The sequence below is a fragment of the Micromonospora sp. NBRC 110037 genome, from assembly GCF_001652995.1.
GTDB classification, from domain to species: Bacteria; Actinomycetota; Actinomycetes; order Mycobacteriales; family Micromonosporaceae; genus Micromonospora; species Micromonospora chalcea.
This window is the reverse complement of sequence record NZ_BBVA01000005.1, coordinates 396,912-411,152: the sequence shown is the minus strand read 5'-3', so window position 1 is coordinate 411,152 and position 14,241 is coordinate 396,912. Positions and strand designations below refer to the sequence as shown.

12 protein-coding genes are annotated in these 14,241 nt (G+C 72.1%); 7 read left to right on the top strand and 5 right to left on the bottom strand.

Going from position 1 to position 14,241, the window contains the following annotated elements; all coding sequences use genetic code 11:
• Positions 1–103: 103 nt before the first annotated feature.
• The 3 genes from A4R25_RS18130 to A4R25_RS18120 are packed head-to-tail and all read left to right on the top strand — an operon-like array spanning position 104 to position 2,584.
• Positions 104–805, top strand: coding sequence for a sugar transferase (locus tag A4R25_RS18130; protein ID WP_051611081.1), 702 nt, complete (start codon positions 104–106; stop codon positions 803–805).
• Positions 802–1,941, top strand: a complete 1,140-nt coding sequence (locus A4R25_RS18125) for a DegT/DnrJ/EryC1/StrS aminotransferase family protein (RefSeq protein ID WP_043325088.1) — start codon at positions 802–804, stop codon at positions 1,939–1,941. The genes A4R25_RS18130 and A4R25_RS18125 overlap by 4 nt, the downstream gene beginning before the upstream one ends.
• A gap of 4 nt (positions 1,942–1,945) precedes the next feature.
• On the top strand, positions 1,946–2,584 hold the full coding sequence (locus A4R25_RS18120; RefSeq protein ID WP_043325089.1) for an acetyltransferase: 639 nt from the start codon (positions 1,946–1,948) through the stop codon (positions 2,582–2,584).
• Between the two features lie 49 nt (positions 2,585–2,633).
• On the opposite strand, the gene wecB is transcribed toward A4R25_RS18120, so the two are convergent.
• Entirely contained in the window at positions 2,634–3,746 is a 1,113-nt protein-coding gene (gene wecB, locus A4R25_RS18115; RefSeq protein ID WP_231915574.1) for a non-hydrolyzing UDP-N-acetylglucosamine 2-epimerase, read from the bottom strand.
• A gap of 223 nt (positions 3,747–3,969) precedes the next feature.
• Between wecB and A4R25_RS18110 the strand changes: the two genes are divergently transcribed.
• From A4R25_RS18110 to A4R25_RS18100, 3 genes are read left to right on the top strand one after another with little or no spacing between them, the layout of a single operon-like run.
• Positions 3,970–5,019, top strand: a complete 1,050-nt coding sequence (locus A4R25_RS18110; RefSeq protein WP_043325091.1) for a polysaccharide biosynthesis protein — start codon at positions 3,970–3,972, stop codon at positions 5,017–5,019.
• Positions 5,016–6,320 carry a glycosyltransferase family 4 protein gene (locus tag A4R25_RS18105; protein ID WP_051611083.1) on the top strand — a complete coding sequence of 435 codons (1,305 nt, stop codon included), beginning with the start codon at positions 5,016–5,018 and terminating at the stop codon, positions 6,318–6,320. The genes A4R25_RS18110 and A4R25_RS18105 overlap by 4 nt, the downstream gene beginning before the upstream one ends.
• Positions 6,317–7,222, top strand: coding sequence for an SDR family oxidoreductase (locus tag A4R25_RS18100; RefSeq protein ID WP_051611085.1), 906 nt, complete (start codon positions 6,317–6,319; stop codon positions 7,220–7,222). Before A4R25_RS18105 ends, A4R25_RS18100 begins: the two co-directional genes overlap by 4 nt.
• A 40-nt stretch (positions 7,223–7,262) precedes the next feature.
• On the opposite strand, the gene A4R25_RS18095 is transcribed toward A4R25_RS18100, so the two are convergent.
• The 3 genes from A4R25_RS18095 to A4R25_RS18085 form a co-directional block, all read right to left on the bottom strand.
• Positions 7,263–8,564, bottom strand: a complete 1,302-nt coding sequence (locus tag A4R25_RS18095) for a glycosyltransferase (protein WP_051611087.1) — start codon at positions 8,562–8,564, stop codon at positions 7,263–7,265.
• A gap of 95 nt (positions 8,565–8,659) precedes the next feature.
• Positions 8,660–10,024, bottom strand: a complete 1,365-nt coding sequence (locus tag A4R25_RS18090; protein ID WP_064447492.1) for a lipopolysaccharide biosynthesis protein — start codon at positions 10,022–10,024, stop codon at positions 8,660–8,662.
• 3 nt (positions 10,025–10,027) lie between these two features.
• Entirely contained in the window at positions 10,028–11,437 is a 1,410-nt protein-coding gene (locus tag A4R25_RS18085; RefSeq protein ID WP_043325093.1) for an O-antigen polymerase, read from the bottom strand.
• Between the two features lie 197 nt (positions 11,438–11,634).
• Between A4R25_RS18085 and A4R25_RS18080 the strand changes: the two genes are divergently transcribed.
• Positions 11,635–12,564, top strand: a complete 930-nt coding sequence (locus A4R25_RS18080; RefSeq protein WP_064447491.1) for an NAD(+)/NADH kinase — start codon at positions 11,635–11,637, stop codon at positions 12,562–12,564.
• Between the two features lie 3 nt (positions 12,565–12,567).
• Here A4R25_RS18080 and pgm read toward each other — a convergent pair whose 3' ends face one another.
• Complete coding sequence (gene pgm / locus A4R25_RS18075) at positions 12,568–14,211, bottom strand: phosphoglucomutase (alpha-D-glucose-1,6-bisphosphate-dependent) (protein ID WP_064447490.1); 1,644 nt, start codon at positions 14,209–14,211, stop codon at positions 12,568–12,570.
• Positions 14,212–14,241 lie beyond the last annotated feature (30 nt).

The following is a 14,241-nucleotide window of genomic DNA, read 5'->3' as shown; positions in this document are numbered from 1 at the left end:
CGGTCCCGCACGGTTGATCCGAGAGATCGGTACCACCTGTTCCCGATCGCGGCTTCCTGCCGCGCCCGGACGGGTGGTCGGGTACCTGTGCGGAGGTGGGGGCATGTCGCTTCCCGATGTGCGTCACGGATCGCTCTCGACCGGCCGGTCCGACCGGTCGAAGCGGTTCCTCGACGTGCTCGCGGCCGTCGTTCTGCTCGCGGTGACGGCACCGGTGCTGGCGACCGTCGCCGTTCTGGTGGCCGTCCGGCTGGGCCGCCCGGTGCTGTTCCGCCAGCGGCGCGCCGGGCGCCACGGCGCGCTATTCGAGGTGGTCAAGTTCCGGACCATGCGGGAGCCGGACCACCGGCGTGGCCTGGTCTCCGACGCCGACCGGCTGACGCCGTTCGGTCGCCGGCTCCGCGCCACCAGCCTCGACGAGTTGCCCACGCTCTGGAACGTGCTCCGCGGCGACATGAGCCTCGTCGGCCCGCGCCCCCTGCTGCCGGAGTACCTGGGCCGCTACACCCCCGCCCAGGCGCGCCGGCACGAGGTGCGACCCGGCGTCACCGGCCTGGCCCAGGTCAGCGGCCGCAACGAGCTGAGCTGGGAGGACAAGTTCGCCCTCGACGTGGAGTACGTCGACAACCGCTCACTGCGGTTGGACCTCGCGATCCTCGCCGCCACCGTCCGCACCGTGCTGCGGCGGGAGGGCATCTCGGCAGCCGGCTCGGCCACCGCGCCGGAGTTCCTCGGAACCGTGCCGGACGGAGCGGCGGCGGGAGACACCGCGCGTACCACGGTGCGGCCGGGCAGGCTGTCATGAGCGGCCTGGTCCACCTGTCCGCGCCGGACGTCGGTCCGCTGGAGGAGTCCTACCTGATCGCCGCGCTGCGTTCCGGCTGGGTGGCGCCCATCGGCCCCGACCTCGAGGAGTTCGAGCGGGAGATCGCGTCGCGGGTCGGCACGCGGGGCGCGGTGGCGGTCAGTTCCGGCACCGCCGCGCTGCACCTGGGCCTGCTCGGCGTCGGCGTGAGCGCCGGAGACGCGGTGGTCGTACCCACGCTGACATTCGTCGCCACCGCGAACGCGGTCCGGTACACCGGCGCACGGCCGGTCTTCGTCGACTGCGACCCGGGCACCGGGAACATCGACGTGTTGCTGCTGGCCGAGGCGCTGGACCGGCTACGCGGCCGGGGCGAACGGGTGGGCGCTGTCGTTCCGGTGGACATGTTCGGCAGTTGCGCCGACTACACCCGGCTGCTTCCGATCTGCGCCGAGGCGGGCGTACCGGTGGTGGAGGACGCCGCGGAGGCACTCGGGGCGACGCACCGCGGCCGGCCCGCCGGCTCGTTCGGGCGGGTCGGCGCGCTCTCCTTCAACGGCAACAAGATCATGACCACCTCCGGCGGTGGCATGCTCGTCTCCGACGACCTGTCCCTTTTGGCCCGCGCCCGGCATCTCGCGACGCAGGCACGCGAGCAGACGCCCCACTACGAGCACCGCGAGACCGGGTACAACTACCGGCTCAGCAACCTGCTCGCCGCCCTCGGCCGCGCGCAACTCGTACGGCTCGACGGCATGATCGGCCGGCGCCGGCGTCTGCGGAACCGCTACGCCGAGCTGTTCGCGTCCGTTCCGGGCGTCGAACTCGTCGGTGCGGCCGACGACACCTCGAACTGCTGGCTGACAGTGATCCGGGTACGCCCCGACCGCGCCGGATGGCAGGCGGCCGAGCTGGCTGAACAGCTGCGGAAGCGGGACATCGAGACGCGGCCGGTCTGGAAGCCGATGCACCAGCAGCCGGCCTTCGCCGGGGCGGAGAGCGTCCTCAGTGGCGCCGCCGACGACCTGTTCGTCCAGGGGCTGACCCTGCCGAGCGGCAGCGCGCTCACCGAGCCGCAGATCAGCACGGTGCTGGCCGCGATCGGCGAGTTCCTGTCCGCCCGGATCGGGACGTAGCCGCATGACGCCCCTGCTGATCGTGGGGTGCGGTGGCCACGGGCGGGAGCTGCTGACCATCGCCCGGGCGGTGGTGGCGGCCGGCGGACCGGACTGGCAGCTGATCGGCTTCGTCGACGACCACCCCTCGGAGGAGAACCTCAAGCGGGTGCAGCGCCTGGACGTGCCGTACCTCGGCGGTGTCGCGTGGCTGCGCGAGGCACCGCCGCAGACTCATCACGTCATCGGCATCGGTGACCCGAGGATCCGCCGGGCGGTGGCGGCGAGGATCGACGCCTATGACCTTCCGGCCGCCAGCCTCGTGCACCCGGACGCCACCATCGGCCCGGACAACCGGTACGGCCCGGGGTTCGTCGCCTTCGCGGGCGCACGTGTCACCACGAACGTCACCATCGGCCGGCACGTCCACCTCAACCAGAACGTCACCGTCGGGCACGACAGCACCCTCGGCGACTTCGTGTCAGTCAACCCGCTCGCCGCCGTCTCCGGTGACTGCCACCTGTCCGAGGGCACGCTCGTCGGCACCAACGCCGCGGTGCTCCAGGGCCTGCGGGTCGGCCGGGACAGCACCGTCGGCGCCGGTGCCTGCGTGGTACGCGATGTCGGCGAGCGGACGGTCGTGAAGGGTGTGCCGGCCCGCTGATCCGGCGCTCCCGCGGCGGGCGGCGCCGGCACCGCCCGCCGTATCGGGGTCAGCGACGGATGCCCGCCCAGTCGTGGTGCCGACGGACCGTGGAGAGAATGAAGTCGACCACCCGGCGTGACGTGTCGGTGACCTGGTAGTCGGCCGGACAGGGCACGCCCTCCGCCTGGTGCTGGCGGACGGTCACCCGGACCGCCTCGGTCACGCCCGCGGGATCAAGCCCGGTCATGATGATGCCTCCGGCGTCGAGGGCCTCCGGACGCTCGATCGACTCCCGGAGCGTGACGGCGGGGAATCCCAGGATCGCCGCCTCCTCGCTGATCGTCCCGCTGTCCGACAGCGTGCAGTACGCGCTGGTCTGCAGGTGGACGTAGTCGGGCAGGCCGAAGGGCTCGTGGAAGACGATGCCGTCGAGCAGGTCCGCCTCCGGCGCCAGCGCCTCCAGCCGGTTGCGCGTGCGGGGATGCGTGGAGACGAGGACCGGGAACCCCCATTCGTCCCGGACCGCGTACAGGCATTCCAGCAGCCGGGCGAGCCGGTCCGGGCGGTCGACGTTCTCCTCGCGGTGCGCGCTGACGAGGAAGTACCGGCCCGCGTTCAGCCCGAGCCGGCTCAGCACCGTGGACGCCGCGATCGCGGGCCGGTAGTGCTCCAGCACCTCCCGCATGGGCGAGCCGGTGTGCAGGATCCGCCGTGGATGCAGGCCCTCGGCCAGGAGGTTACGACGCGCGTGTTCGCTGTAGACCAGGTTGAAGTCGGCGATGTGGTCGACGAGGCGACGGTTGGTCTCCTCCGGCACGTTCAGGTCGAAGCACCGGTTGCCCGCCTCCATGTGGTAGACCGGCACCTTCATCCGCCGCGCCATCAGGGCGCCGATGCTGCTGTTGGTGTCCCCGAGAACGAGCAGGGCGTCCGGGCGCAACTCGGCGATCGCGGACTCCATGCCGATCAGCACGCCACCGAGTACGCGCCCCAGGGACGCGGTGTCTACCTGCAGGAAACGATCGGGCTCGCGGATCCGCAGTTCCTTGAAGAAGACGTCGGAAAGAGTGCTGTCCCAGTTCTGCCCGGTGTGCACGAGCACGTGCTCCACAGTGTCGTCGAGGCGCGCGATCACCCGGGAGAGCCGGATTATCTCCGGCCTGGTCCCCACCACCGTCATCACCCGTGTCATGAACTGCCTTTCGCCCAGCCGGCCCAGCTTCCACCAGCGACCTCTGCTCGTTGGATCAACGAGCAGGCGACGCGCCCGGTGGCGGCCGGACGGGAGCAGCCGACGGATTACGCCGCTTATTGCCGCTATCTCCAGCTTTGGCTCGTTATGAGGAAGTAACGTGCAGTTGCGATGTGAGCTCCCGTCAGGCACGGGGGAGACTGGAGGAGATGTGGCTTCCTCGCTTTCGGGCCGGCGCTTCCTGATCACCGGCGGCACCGGCTCGTTCGGCCAGACCATGGTCGTCCGCCTGCTGAAGGCCGGCGCCGAAGAGGTACGGGTGCTCAGCCGTGACGAGTCCAAGCAGGACGCGATGCGGCACCGGCTCCGGGACGACCGGGTCCGCTACTACGTCGGCGACGTCCGCGACCACGACAGCACGCTGAAGGCCACCCGGGGAGTCGAGTACGTCTTCCACGCGGCGGCTCTCAAGCAGGTGCCCTCCTGCGAGTTCTTCCCGCTCGAAGCGGTCCGGACCAACGTCCTGGGCAGCGCCAACGTCGTGGACGCCTGCGAGCGCAACGGCGTCGAGGCGCTGGTGCTGCTCAGCACCGACAAGGCCGTCTACCCGGTGAACGCGATGGGCATGACCAAGGCGCTGATGGAGAAGGTGGCGCAGGCCCACGCGCGCAACAACCCCGGTGCCCGTACCCGGGTCTGCTGCGTCCGGTACGGCAACGTGATGTACTCCCGCGGCTCGGTGATCCCGCTGTTCGTCGAGCAGATCCGCGGCGGCGTGCCGCTCACCGTGACCGAGCCGACGATGACCCGCTTCCTGATGTCGCTGGAGCAGTCGGTCGAACTCGTCGAACACGCCTTCCACCACGGCCAGCCGGGTGACGTGTTCATCCGCAAGGCGGACGCCTGCACGATCGAGGACCTCGCCGTGGCCCTGTGCAACCTGTTCGGCGTGCCGGCGAAGTTCGACGTGCTGGGCATCCGGCACGGCGAGAAGCTGTACGAGACGCTGGCCAGCCGCGAGGACCTGGCCCGCGCCGAGGACTTCGGTGACTTCCTCCGGGTGCCGGTGGACAGCCGCGACCTGAACTACGGCCTGTACTTCGACGAGGGCGACACGAACCGGGAACACCGCGTCGACTACCACTCCCACAACGCGCGCCGGCTCGACGTCGCGGAAGTGATGGAACTGCTGGTCAGCCTGCCGGAGCTGCGCGCGCAGCTCGACCAGGCCGGCCTGCCGACCGCCGCCGCTCCGGCATGAGCGCCGACCTGGACCGCGGTGGCGTCGACGCCACCCGGATCGCCCTCGTCACGCAGTGGTTCCCGCCGGAGCCGACAGGCATCCCGCTGGGCATCGCGCGGTCGCTCGAAAACCGCGACTTCGCGGTGGACGTGCTGACCGGGGTGCCGAACTACCCGACCGGCGTCGTGCCCGCCGGCTACCGCGCGCACCGGCGGAGCGTGGAGGACCTCGACGGGCTGCGCGTGCTGCGCGCCCCCCTCTACCCGAGCCACGACCGGTCCACCGTCAGGCGGGCCGCCAACTACCTCAGCTGGGCCGCCTCCTCCACTGTCGTCGGTCGCGGGCTGCTGCGCTCGGCGGACGCGAGCCTGGTCTACGGCTCCCCCATCACCGCGGCCACCGCTGCGATGGCCGCCCGGATGCGCTGGCGGACCCCGTACGTCCTCATGGTGATGGACCTCTGGCCGGACTCGGTCTTCGCCACCGGCTTCCTCACCGAGGGCGCGGGCAGACGGCTGGCGGCCGCCGCTCTCGGCGGGCTGACCGACCGCGTCCACCGCTGGGCCGACCACATCACCGTCCCCTCCCCCGGCCTACGGAGGACGCTGATCGAGCGAGGCATCCCGGCGGACAAGGTGTCGGTCGTCTACAACTGGGCCGACGAGAAGGTCATGCAGCCGGCCGAGCCGGACCCGACGTTCCGGGCCCGGCTCGGCCTCGGCCGGGACGACTTCGTCGTCATGTACGCCGGCAACCTCGGCGCCGCGCAGCGCCTCGACGTGGCGGTCACGGCGATGGAGCATCTGCGGGACCTGCCCGACGTACACCTCGTACTCGTGGGTGGCGGAGTGGAACGGGAGTCGCTGCGGGAACGGGTCAAGGCCGGCGGGCTCGCCACGGTGCACTTCGCCGACCAGATCGCGCCGGAGCGGATCGCGGCCGCCATGGCGGCCGCCCAGTTGCAGTTGATCTCGCTCGCCGACGAGCCGCTGTTCCACATCACCCTCCCGGGGAAGGTGCAGGCGATCCTGGCGAGCGGCCAGCCGGCTCTGGTGTGCGCTCCCGGTGACGCCGCCCGAATCGTGACCGGCGCCGAGGCGGGGTTCGCGGCGCCTCCCGGCGATCCCGCCGCGCTGGCGGCGGTGATCCGGCAGGCCCGCTCCACCCCACCAGACCGGCTGCGCGACATGGGCCACGCCGCCCGGCGCCACTATCTGGCCCACATGAGTGAAGAGATCAACGCGCAGGTGCTCGCCGATCTGCTGACCGACGCCGTCCGGCGGCGCGGCGACGGCCGCGGCCGGAGGAGGAAGCCATGACACGCGTACTCGTTCTCGGTGTCACCGGGATGCTGGGGCACACCCTCCTGCGGGAGTTCGACCGGGATCCCGGCATCGCCGTGCACGGCGCCTGCCGGACCGTCGACCTGACCGGCCTGCTGCCGCCCGGGCTCGCCGCCCGGGTGGAGACGGGCGTGGACGCGGACGACGTCGACGGCGTCGACTCGCTGCTCCAGCGCGTACGGCCGGACGTGGTGGTCAACTGCGTGGGAGTCGTCAAACAGCGTCCGGAGGTGCAGGACGCCGTCGGTACGGTACGGCTCAACGCGCTGTTCCCCCATCTGCTGGCCCGCCTGTGCCAGACGGCGGGCGCGCGTCTCGTCCACGTCAGCACGGACTGCGTCTTCTCGGGTGACCGCGGCAACTACGTCGAGACCGACCTGCCCGACCCACCCGACCTGTACGGGCGGTCGAAGCTGCTGGGCGAGGTCGGCGGCCCGCACGCGCTGACGCTCCGGACCTCGATCATCGGTCACGAGCTCGCGTCGAGCCGTTCCCTGGTCGACTGGTTCCTCAGTCAGGTGGGCACGGTGCGTGGCTACACCAAGGCCGTGTACAGCGGCGTGACCACCGTGGAACTCGCCCGCGTCCTGCGCACCGTGGTGCTTCCGCGTACCGATCTCGCGGGGCTCTACCACGTCGCGGCGGCGCCGATCACCAAGTACGACCTGCTTCGGTTGGTGGCGTCCGAATACCGGTGGACGGGCGACATCGTCCCCTACGACGGCTTCGTCTGCGACCGGTCGCTGTCGGCCGAGGCGTTCGCCGCCGCGGCCGGCTACCGGCCGCCCTCCTGGCCGCAAATGGTCGCCGAGTTGCGTGCCGCCCGGTCCCGCTGGCAACTGCCGGCGGGCGTGACGGGGACGGGCGCGACGGCCTGAGCCGTGGGCGCCGCCCGGCGGCGCGGCGCCCACGGTCCGATCAGGTACGAGCCCGACGTGCGCCCGCAACGTCGGAGAGAAGGTCCAGGTAGCGCGCCAACTGGTCGTCCCGGTACAGCCCGTCGAGCGCGGACGGCGGAATCTCGGCGAGGCGTCCGTTCCGGTCCTTCTCGGCCAGCCAGATCCGCAACTGCTCGGCGATGCGCGCCGGGTCGCTGAGGACGACGCCGGCGTCACGGGAGCGCAGGATGTCCGCCACGATTCCGGTCGGGTGCCCGATCATGAGGATGGGACGCCGGGCACGCAGGTAGTCGAAGAACTTCCCCGGCACCGTGCCGGCGTCGCGCGGGTCGTTCCACATCACCAGCACCAGGACGTCGGCCTCCGCCTGCACCCGCCACGACTTCTCCGCCGACACCTCACCCAGGTTGGTCACCGAGTCCGAGACGCCGGCGCGCTCGGTGGCGGCCTGCGCCACCCCGTTGTCCTCACCCGCGAAGACGACATGGACACGCCGGGCCTCGGGGCCGAGGAGCGCCACCGCGTCCAGCAGTGGCGAGGGATCTCGCTTCCCGGGGTTGAGCCGCCCGGTGTGCGTCAGCGTCAGGGGCGGCGATCCGTACGCGTCCACGGTGGTTGGTTGCTCGGCCGGCCCGCCCACCGGGCCTGGTGGGCGCGGGTCGATGCCGTTCATGACCACAGTCGTGCCGATCCCGAACGTCGAGCGCATGATGTAGGCCAGCGGCTCGGAGATCGTGACGCATGCGGCGGCGGACCGGAGCAGGCGCCGTTCCATCCAGTGGTCGAGCTTCCGCCGTATCCGGGTCCGGCCGTACGGCCAGTAGTCGTTGCCGACCGTCCACAGGTCACGGTAGTCCGCCACCCACGGCACCTTCAGGCGGCGGGCGATGGCAGCGGCGACAAGATACGCCGACGCCGGCGGGCCGGTCACCATCACGACGTCGGGTCGCCAGTCCCCCCGGTCGCGCAGGAATGCGCGCACGGCGGGCACGACCCAGTTCACGCAGGCGTCCGGGATCAGCACCTCGCGTCCCAGCGTCCCCAGGACGGTCAGCGCCGGACGGCGGCCCACCCTGGCCTGGGCCTCCGCCCGGCGTACCGAGGACACGACCCGGGTCGAGTCGGGCACCGGCGCCACCCGGAGAACGTCGCTCTCGGGCACGCCGGATGATCCGGCGCTGGGCGGCGTCGCCGTCAGGACGCGGACGTCCCACCCCTGGGCGGCGGCGAAGCGCGCCAGCTCACCGGGCCGGCGGGCGCCGACCGATTCCGACGGCGGGAAGACGTACGCGATGATCAGAACGCGGGGTCGCGGATGCAACTCGGGCTCGCCTCTCAAAGGTCACTGTTTCTCCCCGTGTTCAACGACCTGAGGCGTACGCGGTGATGCCGACCTTTTGTCGTCATGTGGGCGGTTCACACCGGCTCCCGGGCCCGCCTCGGCGTCGTCGCGCCCGCGTCCGGCCGGTCCGCGACGCGCGCGTGCGCCCGTACCGTCGTCAGCGAGAGCAGCCAGCAGGCGGTGTAGGACACGGCGGCGGCGATCCCGAACGCCCAGACGGCGGCGAGAGCCGACCCGCCGAGCAGCCAGGTGCCCGCGACCGCGCCGACGACGACCACGACCCGGCCGGTGTCCCAGGCGAGTTGCAGATTCTGCCGGCCGAACACGACCAGCGTCTGCGACAGCGGGGACGCGACCAACTGCGCGGCCACGCCGACGGCCAGAGCCTGCGCGTAGGCGCCACTGCTCGCCCACTGGGCGCCGAACACCAACCGGAAGATCGCGGGCGCCGCCAGGAGCGCGACGACCGCCGCCGGAACCGCGATCATGATCAGTTGCCGGCTCGCCCGGAGGAACATCGCCCGGGCCTGCTGCGGCGCCTCCCGTGCCAGCCGGGCGAGTTCGCCGAGGTAGACCTGGGCGACAGCGGTGCCCGCCAGGGCCACCGGCGCCGCCAGGACCCGCTGGGTGAGCCCGAGCCATCCGGCCACGGTGCCGCCGTACCAGAACGCGATGAGCAGGACCGGAAGCTGGTTTCCCAGCACGTTGACCAGCCCGGACGGCGCGAGCACGAGCGGGAACCGGCGGTAGCGCCGCATGGTCCGCCACAGCCGCCGGGGATGGAACCCGGCACGTGTCGCGGGATCACGCAGGCGAGCGCCGGGCGCCAGCATCAGCGCACCGGTCACCTGCCCGGCCGCGAGGCCGAGGGAGAGCCCGCCCGCTCGTACGCCGGCCGCGCCGAAGAGCACCTGCGCGGCGAGCGTGGCGACGGCCTGAAGGAAGTTGCGCCGCCCGATCGCGGCGTAACGGCGGTGGCGGACGGCGAGCTGGTTGAGCACCAGGAGGCAGCCCATCGCGGCCGCCGCCCACGGGACCAGCCAGAGCCAGACGCGCAGGGCGGGCTGATCGTAGACGTCGGCGATCGGCCGACCGGCCAGCGCCACCGCCAGCGTGCCGAACGTGCCGGTCACCAGGGCGCAGACGAGCCCGAGCGCCACCAGCGCGTCGGCGTCCCGGTCCTCAGCGGGCAGTGGGACGGCCATCTCCAGGCGCAGTGCCGCGACCGCGCCGACGGTGGCGACCAGCGTTGCGATCACGGTGAAGACGCCGAAGTCCGCCGGCGTGTAGAGGCGCGCCAGAACCGGCGCCGCGGCGAGCAGGAGCACCTGCCCGCCGACGGTGCCCGAGGCGATGCTCAGTACGCCGCGACGCGCTCCGGTCAGACGCGACCGGGAGACGCCGGGGCGTCCTGCCCGCCGAGGCTGTTCGGCGCGCACGCGCTATCGTTCCGCCCCGACCGGTGTGCGTCTCTCCGGCCCGGCCACCGGTCGTCCCGGTTGCCACCTGACCGGCTCGTGGCCCGGGGCGACCGGCGCTGCGGACGCGGCCCGCCGCGCCCGCGCCGACAGCGCCGTCTGCTCCGGCTTGATCCGGCCGCCCCAGTACCAGAGCGCCAGGTAGGCGACGAGCCCGGTGTTGAGGAGCGTCTCCGGACCACCGACAGCCCAGGTCCCCAGGACGACGGTCATGCCGGCGTACCCCATCAGTTCCAGGGAGTTGTAGCTGGGCCGGCGCAGTCCGTTGAAGGTGATCTTCTGCAGCAGCAGGGCGAGGGCCGCCGCGCCCACCAGTACGCCGACAGTGCCGAAGTTGTGGTGGATGGATCCCCACAGCGATGGTGGCGACGTGCCGACCGTCGAGCCGTAGAGCGTCGCGAACACCTCGTTGGCCAGGCTGCTGCCCCGGTCGCCGGGCAGGATGCCGGACAGCGAGCGGAGCCATTCGCCGCCGTGGCGGACAGGTAGCTGCGACGTGTAGTTGAAGGCGGCGAGCCCGGAGAGCTGGTTGTCCTCCATGAAACGCCGGTACAGCTCCCGCGCGGCGGCCGTGACCGGATGCCCGTCCCCGTCGCCGCTGCGACCCAGCACCTGCGTCGCGACGAAGACCACCGGTGCGCCGAGCACCGGGACGAGCAGCACCCACCGGGACATCGCGCGCCCGACCGCGAGGAACGAGTAGACGACAAGGGTCAGCAGGAACAGGAAGAACGCTCCGCGCTGGCCGGTGCCGATGAGCGCCAGTGTCGCCAAGCCGAGCGGGAAGAGCGCGAAGACCCGGCCCGCCAGGCCCCGCCGGTTGAAGAACCACACCGCGAGGACCACGGCCAGCGAGGGCAGCAGGACGTTACGGAACTGGTTCGCGTACCCGGGGAAGAAGTAGTTCTCTCCCGCGTACGACTGGAGCCGGAGCGTGCTGACGTTCTCCGTCTGACCGGTGAGCACTCCCCGCAGGCCCACGACGAAGGCGCTGTAGCCCACGGCGGCGAAGTACGCCGCGGTGGCGGCCATCGACAGCGCCGTCACGATCAGCACGCTGGCCGTCGGGCGCACCAGACGGAACGTGTAGGGCGCGCGGTCGCCCACCTTGCGCGGTACCGAACGTCGGCCGGCCCGCAGGCACATGAACGTCACCATGCTCACCAGGAGGTACACCGCCACCGCGCCGAGCACGAGCCGGCCGTAGAAGGTCTCGGTGGTGGAGTCCGGATCAACCAGTTGCACCGTCCCGAGGGCCATCAGCAGCTGCGAGACGACGAAGAGCCCGTCCGGGGTGAGCAGACCGTACGTGCGAACCGCGACGACGTAGTGCAGGACGGCCAGCAGAACCACCGCGACGAGAAGCAACATCATGACTTGCGGAATCCGTTCATTTTCTGGAGTCGTCCCGTGGGAGCGCGCACGCTCCGCTCGCCCCACCACGGCGGCACACAGGCTCAACGACCGCTCCCCCGGCAGGTCACGCCGCGTCGCGACGGCGACGGCGATCCGGTCTCGACCGGGTGCTTGTACGCCCACCACGCCCACCGTCCGTGTGATGAGCTGTACCGGTGGCGGGAGATGTGCTGGGGCTGGTGCTGCACCCCACCCGGGACGTCTCCGAGGTGGTGCGGATCATCGTGGACTGGGCGGCCCGGCACCGGATCACCCTCGCCGTACGCGCCGAGGACCGTACGCGCGTGCCGGCCGCGGTGGAGGCGGTCGCCGCGGACGAGCTGGCCGACCGCTGCGCCGCGCTGATCAGCATCGGCGGCGACGGCACCATGCTGGGCGCGCTGCGGATGGCCGTACGCGACCCGAAGCCGGTGCTCGGCGTCCACCTGGGCCGGGTCGGCTTCCTGGTCGAGGTGGAGCCGCCGGACCTGCCCCGGGCGCTGGAGCGGCTGGTGGAGCACGACTTCACCGTCGAGTCGCACGCCTGCCTGGCCTGCGACGTCTGCGGCGACGACGTGGTGGCGTTCAACGACATCGCCCTGGTCCGGCAGCCCGGCGCCGGGTTCGTCACGGCCACCCTGGCGGTGGACGGCCAGCGGTACGGCTACTACCGCTGCGACGCGTTGGTGGTGAGCACGCCGGCCGGCTCGACCGCGTACAGCTACGCCGCCGGCGGCCCGTTGATCTCACCGGCCACGGAGGCGATGGTGGTGACGCCGTCGGCGCCGATGGCCGGGATCTCCCGCTCGGTGCTGCTCTCCGCGCACGAGACGGTGCACCTGGAGCTGCGCGCGGACTCGGCGCCGGTGGCGGTGGAGATGGACGGGCTGCTGATCCGGCAGGCGGCGACCGAGGGCTCGGTGCACATCCGGTACGTCAAGGACGCCGGCCGGGTGGTCCGCCTCGACCCGCGCCGCTACCAGGAGCGCAACCAGCTCAAGTTGAGCCTGCTGGACCTGCCGCTGCTGCCGGACCAGCTGCGCGAGCTGTTGCCGGACGGGTTGCGGGAGCAGCTCAACCGCCGGGAGCTGCCCCCGCCCCGGTGACCGTCAGGACGCCCCGAGCACCCCGTCGACGAGCGCCTTGGCCTCCTCCTGGATCCGGGCCAGGTGCTCCGGGCCCTGGAACGACTCGGCGTAGATCTTGTAGACGTCCTCGGTGCCGGACGGGCGGGCGGCGAACCAGCCCGACTCGGTGGTCACCTTGAGGCCGCCGATCGCGGCACCGTTGCCGGGTGCGGTGGTGAGGATCGCGGTGATCGGCTCACCGGCCAGCTGGGTCGCGGTGACCTGCTCCGGCGACAGCTTCGCCAGGACCGCCTTCTCCTCGCGCCCGGCCGGGGCGTCGATGCGGGCGTACGCGGGCGCGCCGAAGCGGTCGGCCAGCTCGGCCCAGTGCTCGCTGGGCGTACGCCCGGTGTTGGCGATGATCTCGGCGGCGAGCAGGCAGAGCAGGATGCCGTCCTTGTCGGTGGTCCAGGTGCCGCCGTCGCGGCGCAGGAACGACGCGCCGGCGCTCTCCTCGCCGCCGAAGCCGACGGCGCCGTCGAGCAGGCCGGGCACGAACCACTTGAACCCGACCGGCACCTCCAGCAGCGGGCGGCCGAGGTCGGCCGCGACCCGGTCGATCATCGAGGAGGAGACGAGCGTCTTGCCCACCGCCGCGGCCGGGCCCCACTGCTCCCGGGTACGGAACAGGTGGCCGATCGCCACGGCCAGGTAGTGGTTGGGGTTCATCAGGCCGCCGTCGGGCGTGACGATGCCGTGCCGGTCGGCGTCGGCGTCGTTGCCGGTGGAGACCGCGTAGTCGTTCCGGGCGGCGATCAGCGAGGCCATCGCGTTCGGTGACGAGCAGTCCATCCGGATCTTGCCGTCGCCGTCGAGCGTCATGAACCGCCACGTCGGGTCCACCAGCGGGTTGATCACCGTCAGGTCGAGGCGGTGCCGGTCGGCGATCTCCCCCCAGTACGCCACGCTCGCCCCGCCCATCGGGTCCGCGCCGATGCGCACTCCGGCGTCGCGGATCGCGTCGATGTCCAGCGCGGCGGGCAGGTCGTCGACGTACCGGGCGAGGAAGTCGTACCCCCCGGTGGTGTCGGCGGCGCGCGCCCGCGCGTACGGGATGCGTCTCACCTCCTTGAGCCCGGCGGCGAGGATCGCGTTCGCGCGGTCCTGGATCCACTTCGTGGCGTCGGTGTCGGCGGGCCCGCCGTGGGTGGGGTTGTACTTGAACCCGCCGTCGGACGGCGGGTTGTGCGACGGGGTGATCACGATGCCGTCGGCGAGGCCGCTGGTGCGGCCCCGGTTGTGGGTGAGGATGGCGTGCGAGACGGCGGGCGTCGGGGTGTAGCCGTCGCGGCTGTCGCGCAGCACGGTGACGCCGTTGGCGGCGAGCACCTCCAGCGCGTCGGCCTCGGCCGGCGCGGAGAGCGCGTGGGTGTCCCGGCCGAGGAACAGCGGCCCGTCGAGGCCCTGCTCGCGCCGGTAGTCGCAGAGCGCCTGGGTGACGGCGAGGATGTGGTCGGAGTTGAACGCGTGGCGCAGGCTGGACCCGCGGTGCCCGGAGGTGCCGAAGGAGACCTGCTGCGCCGGGTCGTCCGGATCCGGGTGCTCGGCGTAGTAGGCGGTGACCAGCCGGGGCACGTCGACCAGATCGTCGGGCTGCGCGGGCTGGCCGGCACGGGGGTGGGCCACTGCGGGATCCTCCTCGGGTTGCGGTGGTGC